Source organism: Cutibacterium sp. 37298, from assembly GCF_023838685.1.
In the GTDB taxonomy this organism is placed as follows: domain Bacteria; phylum Actinomycetota; class Actinomycetes; order Propionibacteriales; family Propionibacteriaceae; genus Cutibacterium; species Cutibacterium acnes.
This window is the reverse complement of the sequence record NZ_JAJNRJ010000002.1, coordinates 603,904-623,236: the sequence shown is the minus strand read 5'-3', so window position 1 is coordinate 623,236 and position 19,333 is coordinate 603,904. Positions and strand designations below refer to the sequence as shown.

General features: G+C 56.9%; 13 protein-coding genes and 2 pseudogenes. 5 read left to right on the top strand and 10 right to left on the bottom strand.

Annotated features, from left to right (window positions below; translation table 11 throughout):
* From LRP59_RS07390 to LRP59_RS07365, 6 genes and pseudogenes are all read right to left on the bottom strand, one after another.
* Positions 1 to 1,794, bottom strand: coding sequence for a VWA domain-containing protein (locus tag LRP59_RS07390; RefSeq protein ID WP_002521818.1), 1,794 nt, complete (start codon positions 1,792 to 1,794; stop codon positions 1 to 3).
* Positions 1,794 to 2,207 (bottom strand): hypothetical protein, encoded by a 414-nt coding sequence (locus LRP59_RS07385; protein ID WP_002513891.1) that lies wholly within the window; start codon positions 2,205 to 2,207, stop codon positions 1,794 to 1,796. The genes LRP59_RS07390 and LRP59_RS07385 overlap by 1 nt, the downstream gene beginning before the upstream one ends.
* 155 nt (positions 2,208 to 2,362) lie before the next feature.
* Positions 2,363 to 6,195, bottom strand: a pseudogene (locus tag LRP59_RS07380) (cobaltochelatase subunit CobN).
* Positions 6,192 to 7,001, bottom strand: a complete 810-nt coding sequence (locus tag LRP59_RS07375) for an ABC transporter ATP-binding protein (protein WP_002513889.1) — start codon at positions 6,999 to 7,001, stop codon at positions 6,192 to 6,194. Before LRP59_RS07375 ends, LRP59_RS07380 begins: the two are co-directional and overlap by 4 nt.
* Before the next feature lies 1 nt (position 7,002).
* Positions 7,003 to 8,046, bottom strand: a complete 1,044-nt coding sequence (locus tag LRP59_RS07370; RefSeq protein ID WP_002513888.1) for an iron ABC transporter permease — start codon at positions 8,044 to 8,046, stop codon at positions 7,003 to 7,005.
* Positions 8,043 to 9,026, bottom strand: coding sequence for an ABC transporter substrate-binding protein (locus LRP59_RS07365; RefSeq protein ID WP_002513887.1), 984 nt, complete (start codon positions 9,024 to 9,026; stop codon positions 8,043 to 8,045). Before LRP59_RS07365 ends, LRP59_RS07370 begins: the two co-directional genes overlap by 4 nt.
* Here LRP59_RS07365 and LRP59_RS07360 point away from each other — a divergent pair.
* Positions 8,974 to 9,213: a hypothetical protein gene (locus LRP59_RS07360; RefSeq protein WP_002532179.1), complete on the top strand. Its 240-nt coding sequence runs from the start codon at positions 8,974 to 8,976 to the stop codon at positions 9,211 to 9,213. The genes LRP59_RS07365 and LRP59_RS07360 overlap by 53 nt on opposite strands.
* A 346-nt stretch (positions 9,214 to 9,559) precedes the next feature.
* Positions 9,560 to 9,796: a hypothetical protein gene (locus LRP59_RS07355; protein WP_002533667.1), complete on the top strand. Its 237-nt coding sequence runs from the start codon at positions 9,560 to 9,562 to the stop codon at positions 9,794 to 9,796.
* Here the strand turns inward: LRP59_RS07355 and LRP59_RS07350 are convergent.
* Positions 9,695 to 10,069: an ATP-binding cassette domain-containing protein gene (locus tag LRP59_RS07350; protein ID WP_002532178.1), complete on the bottom strand. Its 375-nt coding sequence runs from the start codon at positions 10,067 to 10,069 to the stop codon at positions 9,695 to 9,697. The two genes, LRP59_RS07355 and LRP59_RS07350, sit on opposite strands and share 102 nt — an antisense overlap.
* 1 nt (position 10,070) lies before the next feature.
* A pseudogene (locus LRP59_RS07345) lies at positions 10,071 to 10,822 on the bottom strand (hypothetical protein); the annotation flags it as partial.
* A gap of 661 nt (positions 10,823 to 11,483) precedes the next feature.
* On the opposite strand from LRP59_RS07345, the gene uvrB reads away from it, so the two are divergent.
* Both uvrB and LRP59_RS07335 read left to right on the top strand, forming a co-directional pair.
* Entirely contained in the window at positions 11,484 to 13,589 is a 2,106-nt protein-coding gene (uvrB, locus tag LRP59_RS07340; protein WP_002513883.1) for an excinuclease ABC subunit UvrB, read from the top strand.
* A 190-nt stretch (positions 13,590 to 13,779) separates the two neighbouring features.
* The gene (locus tag LRP59_RS07335) at positions 13,780 to 14,769 is read left to right on the top strand and encodes a TerC family protein (protein ID WP_002513882.1); all 990 of its coding nucleotides are present in this window, start codon (positions 13,780 to 13,782) and stop codon (positions 14,767 to 14,769) included.
* 8 nt (positions 14,770 to 14,777) lie between these two features.
* Here the strand turns inward: LRP59_RS07335 and LRP59_RS07330 are convergent, their stop codons facing one another.
* The gene (locus LRP59_RS07330) at positions 14,778 to 15,434 is read right to left on the bottom strand and encodes an MBL fold metallo-hydrolase (protein ID WP_002513881.1); all 657 of its coding nucleotides are present in this window, start codon (positions 15,432 to 15,434) and stop codon (positions 14,778 to 14,780) included.
* 45 nt (positions 15,435 to 15,479) lie between these two features.
* Positions 15,480 to 16,121 carry a maleylpyruvate isomerase family mycothiol-dependent enzyme gene (locus LRP59_RS07325; RefSeq protein ID WP_002532174.1) on the bottom strand — a complete coding sequence of 214 codons (642 nt, stop codon included), beginning with the start codon at positions 16,119 to 16,121 and terminating at the stop codon, positions 15,480 to 15,482.
* Between the two features lie 244 nt (positions 16,122 to 16,365).
* On the opposite strand from LRP59_RS07325, the gene uvrA reads away from it, so the two are divergent.
* On the top strand, positions 16,366 to 19,332 hold the full coding sequence (gene uvrA / locus LRP59_RS07320) for an excinuclease ABC subunit UvrA (RefSeq protein WP_002533116.1): 2,967 nt from the start codon (positions 16,366 to 16,368) through the stop codon (positions 19,330 to 19,332).
* Position 19,333 lies beyond the last annotated feature (1 nt).

Sequence of the window (19,333 nt, the reverse complement as noted above, 5' to 3'; positions counted from 1 at the left end):
CTAAGAATAAGGAAGGGCTCGACTCGTGGATCGAATGAAAGGGGTGAAAACTCCGGATTGCAGATCGTCGATGGTCATGCGAGGCGCATGAAGAATTCCTGACAGCGCTTCGCAGTCCCTTTGATGAACTCGGTTGACGGAGGTATCTACGATGATCCACGAGGTTCTTGTGTCGTCGGACAAGGTTTGTGCGACATCGAATGCCTGATTGGTAGCAGTTCGGTCCACCCGACCGTCAAGTCCAACGTTACCGCCACCATCGGTCACCACGATGGCGACGGGGCGAAGGGTAGAATCCCGTCGCAACTCTGTCTCGATGAGTCTTCCAGCGCATGAGAGCCCTGATGCTAGCGGCGTCTGTCCGCCGACTGCCATCGTCGTCAGAAGCCGCTGTGCACGCTCGATACTCGATGTCGCAGGCACGATCACTCGAGCGTCATTGCCAGAGAACGTGATCACGGCGACACGATCACGTTTTACGTAGGCATCTTGGAGCAGGCCGATAACTGCTGCCTTGCTGGCTGCCATTCGGCCCCGGGCACCCATGGATCCACTTGCGTCGACGATGAATACGACGAGAGTCGACGTCCGACTCTCGCGCACCTTGCGTCTCCAGTCAGAGCGTTTGACGACTACGGACAACCCATCACGTCCCTCTCCTGATGCACGCCGCGCTCTTTGGTGGGGGACAGCTGCTCGTAGGGTAGCCGGCAGTGACAGATCGACCGGTTGCGTAGCCGGTTGCGAGCTGATCACATGGCCCCGAAGATCTGCTGATCGGGTGACCATTCGGCGTCCCCGGGCCCGACGTTGAGTTCGGTCATGTGCTGCGGGGGTGGATGTGAGTACGTTAAAGGTTTCCTCAGGGGCGATGACCCTCGGGGGAGCTGCTGTGCTGTCGTCGTGTCCTTTTTCATCCAGTTGCTCGTTTCCGTCGTGCGGCGATGAGGGGCCACTGTGGGAGTGAGCATTATTGAGATCCGGTGAGGGAGCTTGAGACGAAGACGGGTCTCGCCGACGGTGCCTCAAGACAAGTTCGGCTACTGCAGTGACGTCTTCGACGAAGACATTATTGTCCCCCCGCCACGCCGCGTAAGCGGTCGCCGATCGAGCCAAACCAAGATCGGCGCGCTGTCCGGGAGCATGCGCTAGTGTTAAGAGCTCCGTGAATTTGTTTCGTGCAGCGTCGGTCCATTCCAGATCAGGAAGTTTGTCTCGAGCAGCACAAATACGGTTCACGACCGCATTGGTGGCATCTGTGCATGTAGCGATGAAGGAGTCTGGGTCATCGTCGAACGTAAGGCGATGATTGACAATGCGGTCCCGGTCCTTTGGGTCACGACAGGGAACAGTCACCGCACACAGACCAAAGCGGTCGAGGAGCTGGGGATGGATGTTGTCCGTCCCTACGGCCATTGTCGCTATGAGGGGTAGGTCTTCGGGCCGACTGATCAGGGCAGCTGTTACGGCGTCATCAAAGAGGTTAACATCGTCGGCGCACAGGGTCTGGGCTTCGGTGAGGAGGCCGACATGATCACGGTGTCGTCCGCTGGTTAATGCAGCCTCGAGATCCATACTGCCGATCAATCGGTCCACGGTAGTGCCTGCCGTGACGTCACGCACGGCGATCCCTGGAACGAGGTCAGCGAAGGACCTCGCACAGGTTGATTTGGCCGTGCCGAAAGGGCCTGTGATGAGGACCCCACCGATCGTTGGATCGATGGCTAGCAGCGTGAGGGCCAATCTGGGTTCAGACTGGCCCACGATCGCTACAAAGGGGAAATGACGAGGCATCAAGCGGAGGCAGCCTGCCTGATGGTCATTCCGTAACGATTCTTGAAGTATTTCGCTAGACGCTTTTCGGCATCGCTCGTTGAGTCTTGGGCTGGTTTCCAAAATCCCATCTGTTTTACTTGGGGGGTGATGTCGTTATGGTGGAAATCTTTGATCTTGGTCATTTTGTGCGTGGTTAAGGAGAATGTGTAGTCAAAGGCTTGACCCATAGCGGAGACCCACTTGTGCCAAGAAAGCGTTTGCGCTTTCTCATTGAACATGTACCAATCCTTCATTGGTTTCTTGGTCTTGGGATCGACAGTCTGGAAAGTTACCTGCTGCTTGCTCTTGTCTACGGTGATAGCTAGTCCTGCTCCCTTGATGACCTTGGTCTTTACATCGAGATCTTTGGATACGTTTCCACTCGGTGTCATGGTGGCATCCGGGGCTGCGCTGGGAGTAACACGAGACGATCCTTGAGAGCTCTGTGAACAGCTCGTGAGGAGAAGCCCAAGCGCGCAGGTAACTGCTAAGTATGGAAGTGTTTTTGTCATCAGTATTCCTTTCTCGGTTTTATGAGACTGCCTCTTCATGGGTAGTCGATTTCTTGCGTTCCAGCTTCCAAACTGGAATCAAGGTCGAAAGTGAGGTCGTGAAGCTTGTCCAGGTGCTCGGCGCTAGCGTTCCACAGTGACCTGTCGTGTGCTTCGACCATGCGTTGGGCCATGCTGGCAAGGGAATGCGGATTTAACTTCGATAGCCGTTGTACCATCTCGGGATCATCGATGTAGGTGTCGCAGACCTCGTCGAACATCCAATCGTCGATCTGGTCTGTCGTAGCAGCAAGACCGACGAGATTGGTGACTCGTTTCTCGATTTCAGTGACTCCACGATGCCCGTGGGCAAGCATGGCTTCCATCCAGTCCTTGTTGAGGAGGCGGGTACGCAGCCCCTTGGCAGCTGCCCTTCCAACGGAAGTCGTGTACACCTCATCTTGGGTGGTATCGGTCACAAGGATCGGGATTGATTTACCCTTGGCGGCGCGAACTGAATTACCCAGTCCCCCTAAGTATTCGAAATAGTGGTCGAGATCGGTGATCTCGTACTCGTTGGACGATCGAGTCTGCGATACGAGGTCGACATCCTTGAGCCGGGAGTCATAGAGGCCGTCTGCATGGGTGCCGTGATCATAACGGGTGTAGACGTGTCCTGAAGCAGCGGTGAAGGCCGTGGCAAGGTCTTCGGGACTTTGCCACTGTCCAGAATCGACGATGTCGGTCAGCCCCGAACCGTATTGGCCCGGAGGTGGCCCGAAGATTCGCGCGTGTGCCAGAGCTTCGATTCGCTCTTCGGGTTCGCCGGATTGACGCATGGCTTGTGCCCGTTGACGCGTTCGGGCAGCGAGGGGATTGATGTCAGCTGGTTCGTCCAGGGCCGCCACCGCATGAAGAATGTCGTCTAACTCATCGATAAGATTGCTGAAGAGGTCGCGAAAAAACCCGCAGATCGTTACGACGACATCCACCCTTGGGCGTTCAAGTTTATTGCTTGGAATGATTTCCCAGTGCGGAGAGTTCGGACGTCGTGGTGTCAAAGACCGCACTCCTAAGAGGCTCAGGATTTGGGCATAAGTTTCACCTTGAGTACGGGTGGTCTCCAATCCCCACAGCACGACGGCGATCGTGGTGGGATCAGCGCCGTCGTGGCTGGCGCGGTAGGCAGAACAAACGTGGTTGGCGATGTCACGGCCTCGTCGCACTGCGATGGGGGTGGGTACTCGCCGTAAGTCGAACTGGTACAGCGAATGCCCCGACGGCAAGACTTCTGGATCGCGTATGGGATCGCCACCTAAGCGTGCATCAACGTGACATCCTTCGAGGGCGCGGAATAAACCTTCCATCTCGTCATTGTGTTGTAGTCGCGTGTACAGATTTCGTGCCCAAGACGCCAGGTGCTCTATTCCCTGCGTGAGTGCCTCGTCTTCGGGGTTTCTGGGTTCCGCAGATTCTTCGGGTAAAGACGTTTCGTTGGGTGAGTCTGAAACCTCTCCCAGCACCTTGTCGACGACCTTGGCTTGCTCGCTGGGGGAGAGCGCGGGGGCTAGTTCACCGTCAAATGAACCGTGCTCGGCCATTCCGCGCACCATGAGTCGAGCCTCCTGCGGGGTATAGGCCTGTCCCCAGACGTGTAGACCCATGGGGACAAGCGAACGCTTGGTCCGCGCTAGCTCTACCTCGAGTTCGTCGAGATCGGTCGGAAGATGTAGGGCTGTGGCGCGTCTGTGCACCTGTTCCAGCAACTCGGCGCTGGTTTGGGGCATGAAGGTGACACTGCGTCGGTATTCGGAGATGAGATCGTCTAGTTCTGCTAACTCGCCGTCGAGTTTTGTGGGTTGCATCACGGGAGGTTGATAACTCACGAGAACCGCGTGTGCGCGACGACGCGCAATTAGCCCCTCTGCAGCGTTTCCACAGTAATAGATGTACACGTGGGGAATATCACCGATGAGCATGTCGGGGAAGCATTCCGCGCTGACTGCGTTCTCTTTACCTTGGAGGAATTCCAAGGTGCCGTGTGTTCCGACATGGATGATGACGTCTGGTTTCCAGACTTGGCTCAGCCATGTGTAGAAACCGGCGTACTGCGGGTGTGGGGGACGAGTGGTGTCGTGGGCGTCAGCGGTAGCCATCTTGACTGAGCCACGACCTGGTTGGATACCGACCAAGACGTTCCCGTAGTCGACTGCGGGGATGATGAAATCGCCCTCAGGAGTCGTCATAGGGCAGTCGCTCGGGCTTGGGTGTGTTTCATCCATACTTTGCCACGCACGCGGGTGCGGCAGATCTTGTTCGGCATCGGCGCGTAGGTAAGTTTTCGGTCGTACAGTCTGTGAATATTCAGGGGAGTTTACGGCTTGGGCCAATAGGTCATTGAGAAGTTGTTGTCCGCTAGGGGTCTTGGTCTGATAGCCACGGTGCGACAATTCGCTCATGATTGCCGCCATAGATTCGCTGACGTCCAGAAAGGCTCCGTTGAGGAGGTTCCCCTCTCCTGCAGGGTAATCGTAGCCAATGAGCGCGACTCGTTTCTGAGGAGCCGGAGTTGTCGATAGTCTCAATTGGCCGCGAACTCGTCGTGCAAATCTTTCAATTTGCTCTGGGATTGGTGCGAGTACCGATGTGACGACTCCCGTGATCGTGTTTTGAGCTGGCTCAGTCATCGCTGCTATCGGTATCTCGGCCAGACAACCGTCCATTTCGGGCAACATGAGCATGACCATGGCTTCACTCTGACCGAGGCCGTGTCGTGATTCGTTCCATTGTTTCTGGGTGTATCGGGAGAGTATGAGAGGATGCATAATCGGGGCATTGATCGATTTGAGCATGGCTGTGCTGGAATCAACATCACCCCCATCGGCCCCCCGCCAATGCGGAAGCCCTGCATGCTGATAATAAGTTTTGGTGCGGCTTCGCTCAGAAGTGTGCGCAGAGCCTCTAAGGATTCGCCACCGGCGGCCACGATGCTGATGGGCACAACCCAGCAGTCCTTACGTAACGAATCCATCAAGGCGCGTACGACATCGTTACTGTCGTAGGGATATGTGAGGCCGCTGTAAAGAAGGACAACAGTGGGTCTTCCGTGTGGGGCGTCACATTCCTGGCGGTATTTTTCGACGGTGGGGAAGTGTCTACTAGGCCACGGTGCACCGACGCTCGCAGGGGCTGGAGTCTCGGGTGGTGTGGGCACAACGACCTCTGGGTGACCGCCGTCGAAATGAAGCAGATGGCGAAGGAAAAAATCTGCTTGCGGTTCTCGCATCGAGTGGAAGGCTTTACCCAGCGCGGAAAATCTCTTCGCGTCGGCCATAAATTTTGATGTGGTTCGCACCCCTTTCACTGTGGCACGTACGCGATTTATCCCAGAGATGCCACCTTCAGTGTCTGTGGATGCCCCCATTTCTGTGATGATAGGAACCATTTTTCTGGCGCTATTCAGTATGCCTTTAATGCTCTTTTGGGCTCCCGTGTTTCCGAGCATCGTCTTCATGTCTGGCGGCATGTGCTTCGTATCAGCGTGGCTGCCAGTTTTTTCTATGGCATTGCGGGCTGTCGCCATGGAGAACGAGCCTAATCTCACCTTGTCGATAAACTCGGCTCCCCAAGAAAGGACTGCCCCATCAAAGTCGTCCAAAGTTAATCGCGTAGCCCGAATCCACTGGGGGTCACCACCCATGGCGTCAAGGACGAGGATATCGCTGTCGCGAATAGCTCTTGTCAGTGCCTCAAGTTCTTCTGGAGTGGGTCTCGTGGTAGAGTTAAAAAAATGCAGTTCGAGAAGATCGTGGCTTGGATCAATGGTCTTGGCGGCTTCGGAAACATGTTTCACGAGATCGGGAAACACAGTCAAGAACGTGATTTTCATCGTGCTTCCTTCAAGGGGCGACGTGGTTGGATGACTGGGAGCTTGTCTTGGGGATCCGTCGTAATCCACGCTTCGATGTCGAAGTTCGCTTCGATGGCCCTGGCTGATAGCGCGTCAGGTGGCCCTTCGAGCGTCAGCTGGCCATTTTTGAGAATGGCGCATCTGTCGCAATAACGGGCGGCTTGAGTGAGGTCATGCATGACGGCTATGACAGTGATTCCCTGTTCTTGGTTCAGAGATCGAACAAGATCGAGGACGCGCAGTTGATGGGTGACATCCAGATAGGTTGTGGGCTCATCAAGGATAAGGACAGTGGGTTCCTGTGCCAGGGCCGCCGCCAGCCACACCTTCTGTCGCTCTCCGCCTGAGAGAGTGGTGACGCGTCGATCGGCGAAGCACGTGACATCGGCCAGCTCCATTGCTTGTTCCACATGGCTGTCGGCGCTGGTGTCCCTTATCTGCCACCACGGTGTGTGGGCATATCTCCCGTAGCCAACGAGGTGACGTACGGTGAGGTCAGAGGGAGCGGTCGCGCTCTGCCAGACGATCGCAATACGACGCGCGATACAGGATGCGGACATCGTGGATAGATCCGTTCCATCGAATTTGACGCTCCCCGACTCGGGGGAGAGGGCTCCGCATAACGTGCGTACCAGGGTGGTCTTCCCAGAACCGTTGGGGCCAAGTATGGCGTGCATAACTCCCGCTTGGAATGATACGGAGACGTCATTGAGAATCTTGTGATTTCCCAAGGTGACGTTCAAGTGGGAGCCGGAAAGTATAGGTGTTTCCATGATATTTCCCATCTCACAATGTCTTTCTGAGGAGGAAAAGAAAGAAGGGAACCCCCAGTGCTGTGAGCATGATGCCAACCGGTATCTCGAAGGGATCGAAGATGACCCGACTACATGTGTCGCTCAGCATAACCAACGCAGCTCCGGCGAGCACACACGCTGGAACCAGGATGACGTGTCGGTTTCCGACGATCAGCCGCATGATGTGCGGCACGATGAGACCGACGAACCCGAGCAACCCGATGGCGCTGACTGTGCTGGCGGCTAGGAGGGCCGCCACGGCAGTGAGGACAAGGCGATTCGCTTGAACGTTCATTCCCATGCCTTGTGCAACTTGATCGCCCAGAGTGATGATGTCGAGCCTGCGGGACAGCATAACGGCGGCAATGATCCCTACCACGGTGTATGGCCAGATGAGGGATACCTCGGCCCAACTGCGCATGGCGAGGCTGCCATTCATGAACATGAGAGCACCTTGCACATTGTCGGCCATAAGTACCATGACAGCCGAGATCCCTGCGCCGCACAGCGCCGAGACGGCAACCCCGGAAAGGATGATTCGCAGTGGTTGAACGCCACCCCTCCATGCGAGTGCATAGATTGCCATGGCTGCCAACATCGCACCGATGAACGCCATTACAGGTACAAGGTTTGCCCGTTCGGGGAAAACAAGCAGCGTGCCTATTCCTAGAAGTCCTGCGCCTGAGGAGACCCCAATGATGCTCGGATCGGCAAGGGGATTGCTCATCACGGCTTGAAGAATCACACCCGACGTTGCAAGGTTCATGCCGACCAGGGCAGCAAGGACGACCCGGGGAAATCTCACTCCCCATACCACCCTATGCCATTGGAAATCGGACGGACCGAACAATCCTTTGACTACGTCAGAAGGTGACAACTGTATCGAACCGAACCCGATCCCTGTTATGACGCTGACGATCATGATCGCAACAAGGATGACGAATGCGATTGCCGTGAGGTGGTGCCTTCGATGGCTGTTACTTGACGTTCTCTCTGTTGTCGATGTGAGTGTTTTTGTTTTGGCGGGTATTGTCATGGTTCAATGGGTTTTCCAAAGATTTCCGGATGTACAGAAGCTGCCATGTAAGCCACGGAATCTGGGTAGTTGGGACCACCGTTGAACAGAAAATATTGTTGAGGGAGGTAAATGATTTTCTTTTTTCGTACGGCATCCACTGCCTGCCAGGCTGGGTTGCTGGTCAATTCTCTGTTCACTGTTTGCCGGGCCAGTGCGTTGTTCTGCACCATTGAGGTGACCATGATGATATCGGGCTGTTGCTGAGTTATTTTCTCGACACTGAGCGTGGCAGTTTCGGCATTTGGGTCATCTGGAATTGCCGACGAAGCGATGTTCTTCAACTTGAGAAGTTTGGCCATTGATCCGGCGATGCTGTTGTTTAACTTTAGTGACATTGACGTGGCTGTTGCGAACAGAATAGCGACCCGTTTGCCGTCTGCTGGCATCTTGTCGACGGTGGACTTGACCTGCGCGGAAATTTGAGAGCAACGCTTTTTGGCTTCTTTGGTGTGGCCGAGTACTTTACCGAGGGTTTGATAAGTTTGGAGAACCTCATCCAGTGACCTCGTTTTGATGTTCAACACAGGAATTCCTTGAGAAGAAAGTTTGTCTGTTACGTTCTGACTCACGGCTCCAGGTGCGATGACGAGGTCTGGGTTTGTAGCAAGCATTCGTTCCAAATTGACAGCATATATCATGCCGACCTTGGGGACTTTCTTTATGGCTGCAGCATGGGCTGGTTGAAGTTTTTCATTTCCAGTTAAGGATGGCGTACATGCCGCCGTGCCGCCCAAGTCATACCAAATGCTGAGCAGTGTCGCAGACAACAAGCATACTCGCTGTGGTCTTGTCATAAAATCGACTTTATGGCCGAAGCTGTCGGTTACACTGAAGGACATCTTTGCTTCTTCTGCTCTGGATTCTCCTCCCTTTGAAGGATCTGAAGTGCCGCAGCCGACCATTGCCATGATCAGTATTGCAGCCATAGCTGCACTCATGCGCTTCCAGGCCGTTTTGTGTGTGTGCAACTGTTCAACTCCTGTTATTATGTGTGCGATTTCTCTCTTCTGGCTTCTAGGGCCGGTAGAGGGTGTCAGGGTGAAGGGCTACCGTAGAAAGAACTCTCCACATCCGGACTTGTTCGACGGTCCAGTTGTCGATGAGATGAATGATATCTCTCCCTAATTTGCTTGTTTATTGGGGGGGTGGGTGTTCAGGCTGTCTGGTGGCGTTTCTGTTGGGTGGGTATGTGTCCTGCCCGCAATTCCTGTGAGTTACATAGACGTGCTGTAGCGATAGTTGCCGGCTTGTGGTGGAGTGACTGATCGCACGGGATGGATCGGGATGGATTTGGTGTTAGGTCGCGGGAAGAAAACTTATAGTGACCTCTAGTTGTTGACGGTCATGACGTTGTACTTCCCGGAAGCGCAGCAAGAAGGAGCAAGCTCTGGCCGGTACAAGAGGTTTGGTTTCGTCTGGCCTATGCATACCCATGCTGTAGTCGGTCAGCTGCTACAGGGGGGCGGCGGTGATGCCTTTCTCACGTCTGTTGTGGCGTGTTCTTGGTGAGGTTGGTTTAGCTGATGAGGTGCGTGGTACGGAGGCTGGATTGCGTACCGTTGTTGGGCCGGCTGGTACGAGGCTTTCGGGGGGTCAGGCCCAGCGGTTAACAGTGGCCGGGAACCTGCCCACCGGAGTCGGCCGCACGTGGTCGAGGATACTGAGAGCGAGTCCTCCTGTCCCTTGGCGTGAGGCGGTCGGGCAGTGAGTGGTGGTGCAGTGACAGCATCCGCGAACAACGACTTGCGACTCGGTCGCTGTGGGTGGCGAGGAGTATAACTTTGCCTTCATTGGCGAGATCTTGTAGAAGATTTAGCACCAAGTCCTCGTTGTCCTGGTTAAGTGACGCCGTGGGTTCGTCAGCCAGGATGATCCGGCTCGGCTTGAGGAGTAATCGAGTCAAAGCGACACGCTGCTTTTCGCCTCCGCTAAGGGTGTGTACGGGAGTTCGTTCCTGCCCGGGTAGCCTAACGCGTTCCAAGGCGGATGCGGGGTTTCACTGAGGACAGTGATGCAGGTACGGTTCCGGTGACGGTGGATGCATTGGGGGAGGAAGCGCATGCCGGTACCGGATGATGTCGGCAGTATTCATCATTGATGATGAACAGCTGAATCGGCGCAGGAAGACCAACGTCAACCGGACTGAGGTTTGCGACGATGAGACCCTGGTGTTCGGTCACGTCACCCAGCCATGCGCCGACTGCGTCAACCATACGCTTCTCGCTGGCGGCGTCGATGACAGCCGAGCCGATGCCACGGAGTGTGACCCGCCCCCGTGGCGATCGACCGTGGTCCATTGGTCTTGTTGGTCCTCATAGCACCACAGCTCCCGTGCGGCAAGGGTGACTGAAATTATCAGCAGTATCACCAACATGGCCACCGGAAAGCGAAGCAGATACGAAGCGGAGAACACCGGGAGACTGGTCATTCGACCCTTGACCTGAGCCAGGATTTCTGCGTTTGACCATGCGATGGCCAACGTCACGATCTCGACTATGAGGAGTACCGCGATGGATGGTATCCATACCTGGATTGACCAGCGAAACCATCGCATCCATTGAGCTAAACCGTTGTAAAAGCCGAGGATCGGCACACTGATCAAAGCAGTTGCTCCCATGCCAATGGCTGCGACGGACATTGCATGAAGAGTTTCTCGGCTGGCATGGTATAGCCACGACTGACCGTGCAAACGAAGAATACCGTAACGCTGAGTCCGGGCGAACACCGCCGCCATGACCAAAGCGACCAATGCCCCCATCACCCCGCCGTACGCCTTGATGATGTCAGGATTATGGCTGGCAACCAGTGCCAGGTCCACCTGGTCTTGTATCGAGGAGCGGAACCCCAATGCACGCATTCCGGAGGCGAATGTGGTGGCATCGGCGGCGTTGCCGTAGACGAGGTACTTGCCGCTGCGATCGGTGGACTGATCTTGATCCATATGGGCGATATGGGTGATTATTTGCGATGACAGATTCGGGTAATCCTTCGGAAGCGGGTTGAGAGTGCCGCCGGCTGCGGAAACCAAGTAGAGCCCCCGAGAGGATTCCGGATTGTTCAGATCGGCCTGCCAGCGCCCGACTGCCACATGTTGTCGTTGCGAATACGTGGACATCCACGAGCCGACCGCCGAGACGTTTCGGGCTGGTTTTCCCTCGACGAGAACGATGACTGGGTGCCCAGCTGGGGGGAGCACCGTTTCTGCCGTGCCCAACAGGAATGATGCCATAAGAACGGTGACAACTGCCGTAAGAAAGTAGGGGAGGGATACCGGTGAGGGGCATCCAGCGAGGCTCATTGTGACCAGGTGCGCAGGTTTCCGGATCTGACATCTTGAAGCCGGTCGCACGCTTTCAGCTGATCCCATCGCGGGTGGCTTGAACTATGGTGGAGCTATGCGCCCTGTCACTGACATCACTCGCCGCGTAGCCCCTTTTCACGTCGTCAGTGAGTTTCAGCCTTCTGGTGACCAGCCACAGGCCATTGCGGAGTTGGAGAAGAGGGTCAACAGTGGTGAACAGGACGTTGTTCTACTCGGCGCCACCGGTACTGGCAAGACGGCCACGGTGGCGTGGCTGGCGGAGAAGCTGCAGCGCCCGATGCTCGTCATGCAGCCCAACAAGACGTTGGCCGCCCAGTTTGCCCAGGAACTACGTACCTTCTTCCCTGACAATGCTGTCGAGTACTTCGTCTCCTACTACGATTACTACCAACCTGAGGCGTACATCCCACAGACGGATACCTACATCGAGAAAGATTCCAGTCTCAACGAGGAAGTTGAGAGGTTGCGCCACTCCGCGACGAACTCCCTGCTTACCCGTCGCGACGTCATCGTGGTGTCAACCGTTTCAGCTATCTATGGCCTGGGCACGCCACAGGAATACGTGGACCGGATGATTCCACTGGAGGTCGGCCAGGAGTGGGATCGCGATGAGTTGCTGCGCGACCTCGTCACCAACCAGTACATTCGTAACGACATATCGGGGGAGCGCGGCACCTTCCGGGTGCGCGGGGACACCCTCGAGATCTTCCCGGTTTATGAGGAGAATGCGCTGCGTGTCGAGTTTTTCGGCGACGAAATTGAGGCCCTCACGACGATGCACCCGCTCACCGGGGAGGTCATCAGCGAGGACGAGCAGGTCTACGTGTTCCCGGCTACCCACTATGTCGCCGGCCCGGAACGTATGGAGCGGGCCGTAGCATCCATCCAGCAGGAGCTCGAGGAGCGCCTGGCCGTTCTAGAGCGTGATGGGAAACTGTTGGAGGCCCAACGGTTACGTATGCGTACTACCTACGATATCGAGATGATGCAGCAGGTCGGTGCCTGCGCTGGCATTGAAAACTATTCGCGGCACATCGACGGACGCGCTCCCGGGTCGGCCCCGAACTGTCTGCTTGACTACTTTCCAGAAGACTTTGTGCTCGTCATTGATGAGTCCCACGTGACCGTCCCACAGATTGGCGGCATGTATGAAGGGGACATGAGCCGCAAGCGGACATTGGTAGAACATGGTTTCCGACTGCCCAGCGCGATGGACAACCGTCCTCTCAAGTTCGACGAGTTCACCCAGCGGATCGGCCAGACTGTATACCTGTCCGCCACGCCCGGTTCTTACGAGACCGAACGAGCTCACGGCGTCGTTGAACAAATCATTCGTCCGACAGGTCTGGTGGATCCGGAGATTATCGTCAAGCCTACGCATGGCCAGATTGACGACCTTATGGGTGAAATTCGTACCCGAGTGGACCGTGGCGATCGTGTCTTGGTGACGACTCTGACGAAGAAGATGGCCGAAGACCTCACCGACTATCTCATGGAGCACGGGATTCGCACCCGTTACCTGCACTCGGAGATCGACACACTCAAACGCATAGAGCTGCTCAAGGAGTTGCGCATGGGCGAGTTCGATGTGCTTGTCGGTATCAACCTGCTACGAGAGGGACTCGATCTCCCGGAGGTTTCCTTGGTGGCGATCCTCGACGCCGACAAGGAGGGCTTTTTGCGTTCTGAACGGTCCCTTATCCAGACCGTTGGCCGCGCCGCTCGTAACGTCAACGGTCAGGTCATCATGTACGCGGACCAGATCACTGATTCCATGCAGGTCGCCATCGACGAAACAAATCGTCGTCGCGATATCCAGATGGCCTACAACAAGGAACATGGGATCGATCCGCAGCCGTTGCGCAAGAAGATTGGTGACATCACTGAGATGCTGGCTCGTGAAGGTGCCGACACTGACGAGCTCTTCGAGAAGTTCAACTATGGGAAAGGCCACCGCGGCTACAACTCGATGATCACTGACGAGCAGCGAGCCGCCCAAGGCAAGCGACTCGACGTCTCGAAGATGGCCGAAGAGGATTTAGGCAAGCTCATCGTCGATCTCACCACCGAAATGCGTTCTGCGGCTGGCGAACTCAAGTTTGAAGTCGCTGCCCGGCTACGTGACGAAATCGCCGATCTTAAGAAGGAGTTGCGCCAGATGGTGGAGGCCAACCGGTAGACAGGGGCGGGAGTCGCGGTCGAGGCCCCGGTGTGCGAGTATGGAACTCCTTGGAGGGGAGTACTCCTGAGAAAAGTGTGGTCGTCATCACGATCGTGCCATCACGGTCCGGCTACACAGCCCCGGTCAGGCGATATGTGGCGTACCGGCGCGGACGAGACCTCCGGACTATCCCTTTGGAGGCCCGGATTTGCACGTTCATGCTTACGTCTGGATCATCACCATCCTCGTGATGGGGGCTCTGCTCTTCTTCGACGTTCTCGTCCTGGGGCGAAACCCCCATATCCCCTCCGCCAAGGAGTGCGCCACCTTCGTCGGCGTCTTTGTCGGCTTGGCGGTACTCTTCGGCCTAGGCGTCTGGATCCTGCAGGGCCATGCCGCAGGGGGACAGTTCTTCGCAGTGTGGTTGACCGAGTACAGCTTGTCGATCGACAACCTGTTTATCTTCCTCATCCTCATGGAAAAGTTCAACGTCCCACGGAAATTGCAGCAATTCGCCCTGCTGGTAGGTATCATCGTCGCCCTCGTTTTCCGGGGTATTTTTATCGCTCTGGGACAGGCCATTCTTGAGGCCTGGGCGTGGGTGTTTTTCATCTTTGGTGCTTTCCTGCTGTATTCGGCAATTGACCAGGTGCGTGAGTATCGGCACCGTGATGATGACGACGATGAGGATCCTGGTGAGGATGGCCGCTTCATGGCGTGGTTCAGGCGTACGGTTCCGGCTACTGGTGACTACCGTGGCACGAAATTTTTCGTTCGCGAGAACGGTAAAACCCTCGCAACCTCGATGTTCATGGTTTGTGTCGCCCTGGGCGCCACGGACCTGCTTTTCGCCCTCGACTCGATTCCGGCGTCCTATGGTCTCACCAGCGAGGGGTACCTTATCCTTACCGCTAACGTCTTTGCTCTCATGGGCTTGCGTCAGTTGTATTTCCTTATTGGAAGCCTGTTGGAACGTCTGGTGTACTTGTCGCTGGGACTGGCCGTGATTTTGGGCTTTATCGCCCTCAAGCTCATTGGCCACGCGATGCACCACTACGGACTGGACCAAGCCTGGTTCGGCTTTAGCAGTGAGGTTTCGATCGGGGTTTCGCTGGGCGTTATCGTCGTGACCCTGGCTCTCACCACTGTCGCGAGTATCATTAAAAGTCGTAAAGACGATGCCACAGCCGACGCCTGACCTGACGCTTACCAGCCGCGGGCACGCCACAGTGGAAGGTTGGGACGTTCCTCTCCGACGGTTGTGGCGTCGCCATGCCCGGGATGGATAACTGTCGTATCTGACGTGGGTGCGAAGATCTTCATGCAGACGTCGGTGTAGAGACTTTCGAATTCTCGGCTTCCGCTAGTTTTGCCGAGCCTACCCGGGAACAGAGAATCGCCAGTGAGAACGTGGTCGATGGGGTTACCGTGCAAACGTAAGGCGATGGATCCGCGGGTATGGCCCACCAGTCCAATGACGTCGAGTTCTACATCTCCGAGACGGAACAGATCACCGTCCCACATGGTGCGGCAGGTTACTCCTGTGGTGGTCTCAATAGCCTCGGCATCGGGTTCTCCACACCATGGCTGGGCTCCCGTCATAGTAATGATCTCCGCGAGAGCCCCGGTATGGTCCTGATGACGATGGGTCGTAATAACGGCTCCAACTTCGTCGTCACCGATGAGAGTTTTGAGTCGACCGGGTTCGGCAGCTGCGTCCACGAGGATGGCGGGCCCGGCTCCGGGATGGATGAGGTAGGCATTATTGTCCATGGTGCCTACCGAGATTTTGATGAGGTCAATGTCATCGTTAACCCTGACGAGGGCGGCTTCTGAGCCCGGATCGACGTGGTAGAGCGGCATGACGATTCCTTCCTGGGACGAGCGGATAATCCTTCAGCTGTCCTGTCAGATGAGCATTGGGACGGCGAGCTGGTCAGCTCCGGCGAGACGCTCAGTTCCCCCTCGGCCCGATAGCCATCCTGCCAGTGCGCCGTCAGGTCCATGGACCGTGGTCGCGAATCCGACCCCGCCAATGCGGTCTGTCAGGCCGGAATCAGAGACGATACGCATAGCGGGCACCTCAGGACGGTCTCGCAGGCGGAAGCAGACCCATTCCAGGAGAGTACGCGCGGAAACGTCGGGGAGGTCATCGACGGTCATCCCGAGATCGAGGTCGACGTGGTGAAGAGCGATCTCTGCGAGTCGTAGTGCTGGCAGATCAGTGACGTCGACGCGGATGTCGTTGGTTAGCCACACCGCAGTGCCAGGTTCCATGTCGTCGAGCGCGTCGAAGGTGGTGTTGAGGGAGCCTGCGGTGGTATCGAGGTCGATTTGCAGCTGCAGCCCGGCGCGTTCCGAACCGCGTTCGATATCGCGGTCGCGCAGTTCGTCGGAGGGGTAGAGGTGGGGGACTTTCTGACTGGTGAGGACCGCTTTTGTGACGGCCTCGAAGGCTTCGGCGTTACGGGCTATGTGGGTGGCGATGTGGGCACGGGTCCATCCGGCCAGGCGACTCGGTGCCTGCCACTCGTCGTCGGATAGCCCCATGGTTGCGCCAAGAAGACGTTGCGTGGCTTCACGTTTGGCAGCCCGGATCACGTGCAGGGGAGCGCTGGGGCACAGACCGGGGGGTCGTTGGGCAGCGCTCATGTCATCCAACTTAATGCCATGGGATGGAACATGCCAGATGAACGAAGGTGATGGAGCCAATTTTACAGCAACGTGAAAAGGCTATCGTGTTCCGTTCTGCCAGCCGCGCAGAACTGCGGGACTGTCTTGCGCGGCCTCTACGATGACACCTGTGAGTGACCACATCATCGTCCGAGGCGCCCGGGAACACAACCTGCGCAATGTCAATCTGGACCTTCCTAGGGACGCCATGATTGTGTTCACCGGTCTGTCGGGATCGGGCAAGTCCTCCCTTGCTTTCGACACTATCTTCGCCGAGGGCCAGCGTCGGTATGTGGAGTCGCTTTCCTCCTATGCCCGCCAGTTTCTGGGTCAGATGGATAAGCCCGACGTCGACTTTATCGAGGGCCTCAGCCCGGCAGTTTCCATCGATCAGAAGTCCACATCCCGCAACCCTCGGTCGACCGTTGGCACCATCACAGAGATCCATGATTATCTGCGCCTGCTCTGGGCCCGCGTCGGTAAACCCCACTGCCCGGTGTGCGGCGAGCTCATCAGCCGTCAGACCCCGCAGCAGATTGTCGACCGCCTTATGGCGCTCGACGAGGGTACTAAGTTCCAGGTCTTCGCCCCGGTGATTCGTGGACGCAAAGGCGAGTACGTCGAGCTGTTCCGACAGTTGACGACCGATGGCTTCACCCGAGTACGGGTGGACGGAGACGTTCATCGGCTTGGACAGGTGCCACCGCTTGATAAGAAGCGCAAGCACGACATCGACGTCGTCGTTGATCGGATTGCAGTCAAGCCGTCTGCTAAGCAGCGCCTCACCGAATCGGTGGAGACGGCGTTGGGGCTGGCCCACGGCATCGTCGGCGTCGATTTCGTCGACCGCGATCTGTCTGATCCGTACCGGGAGCGTCGGTTCTCCGAGACGATGGCTTGCCCAAATCAGCATGACATCGACATCGAGGAGCTAGAGCCGCGTCAGTTCTCCTTCAATGGGCCCTGGGGTGCCTGCCCGACCTGTTCTGGTCTGGGCGCGACACTCGAGGTCGACCCGGAATTGATCGTCCCCGATTCCGGTCTGAGCCTGCTTGAGGGAGCCATTGCGCCCTGGTCTGGGCCACGGGTGGCGAACCATTACCAGCACGTCTTTGCTGGGCTGGCGGAGAACCACGGGTTTGACGCGACTCTTCCGTGGTCCGAGTTGCCAGTCAAGGCTCGCAAGCTGGTCCTGCACGGTGATGGCGACCCGGTCATGATCTCGTACCGCAACCGATTCGGGCGGGTGCGCACCTACTCGCAGAATTACGAGGGAGTGCTGCATTATGTGCGTCGACGCTACGACGAGGCCGAGACGGACTCTGCACGCTCCCGGTGGGGCCAGTATCTGCGTGAGGTACCGTGCCGAGACTGTCATGGCAAGCGTCTCAAGCCGACGAGCCTGGCTGTAACGGTCGGTGGGCGAAATATCGCCGAGGTCTCAGATATGTCTATTGGAGAGGCTTCTGAATTCCTCAATGCGTTGACGTTGACCGAGCGGGAAGCCACCATCGCGGGGCGAGTTATCAAGGAGGTTCGCGCTCGGCTGCGATTCCTTGTCGATGTCGGTCTCGACTACCTCACCTTGTCACGGTCGGCGGGGTCCTTGTCAGGTGGTGAGGCTCAGCGTATTCGACTCGCTACCCAGATTGGTTCAGGTTTGGTCGGGGTTCTCTACGTCCTTGATGAGCCCTCCATCGGCTTGCACCAACGTGACAACCGACGCCTCATCGACACCCTTGTGAGATTGCGAGATCTCGGTAACACCCTCATCGTCGTCGAGCATGATGAGGACACCATTCGGATGGCGGACTGGGTTGTCGACGTCGGCCCAGGGGCCGGTGAGCACGGTGGTGAGGTCGTCGTGTCAGGAACCGTTGACGAGCTGCTGGCCAGTGAGAGGTCCGTGACCGGTGCGTACTTGTCGGGCAAGAGGTCGATCCCATTGCCGGCGACCCGACGCCCCCGCACGGGACGTGAGCTCGTTGTCAGGGGAGCCCGTGAGAACAACCTCAAGGGAATGGATGTCACCTTCCCGCTAGGGCAACTCGTCGTCGTCACCGGGGTGAGCGGCTCGGGCAAGTCCACTTTGGTCAACCAAATCCTCTACACATCGCTAGCGCATCGTATCCATAGCGCCAGGATGGTACCGGGTAAGCATGAGACGATCACCGGTGTCGAGGAAATCGACAAGGTGATTCACGTCGACCAGTCGCCGATCGGACGCACACCAAGATCGAATCCGGCCACCTATACCGGTGTCTTCGACAAGATCCGTGCTCTCTTTGCCCAGACCCCCGAAGCTAAAATGCGCGGCTATCAGCCGGGTCGGTTCTCCTTCAACATTAAGGGTGGACGCTGTGAGAACTGTCAGGGTGACGGCACCATCAAAATCGAGATGAACTTCCTGCCTGACGTCTATGTGCCCTGTGAGGTGTGCCACGGTGCCCGGTACAACCGTGAGACCTTGGAGGTCCATTACAAAGGTAAAACGATCGCTGAGGTCTTGGATATGCCTATCGAGGAGGCTTGCACCTTCTTCGAACCGATTTCGTCGATCCATCGCCACTTCCAGACCCTCGTCGAGGTTGGTTTGGGATACGTCAGGCTCGGCCAGCCCGCGACGACCCTGTCTGGTGGGGAGGCTCAGCGCATCAAGCTGGCCTCCGAGTTGCAGAAACGTTCCACGGGTAGGACGCTGTATGTCCTTGACGAGCCCACCACCGGCCTGCACTTCGAGGACATCCGCAAGCTGCTGCTGGTGTTGCAACGTCTTGTCGATCAAGGCAACTCGGTCTTCGTCATTGAGCACAATCTGGATGTCATCAAAACCGCCGATTGGATCATCGACATGGGGCCCGAGGGGGGAAATGGCGGCGGAACCGTTGTCGCTAAGGGCACTCCAGAGCAGGTTGCCGCCGTCGAGGGGTCCTACACCGGCCAGTATCTTTCGGAGATCCTGGCTGGGCACGAGGTAGCAGTCGGGGACGCGGCGCTCGTCGAAGCGCCAGCGGACGCCGGGAAAAGGAAAACCACCGCCAGGAGGAAGGCAAAAAAGACCACGAGCCCACGCAAGAAGTCGCGTTGAG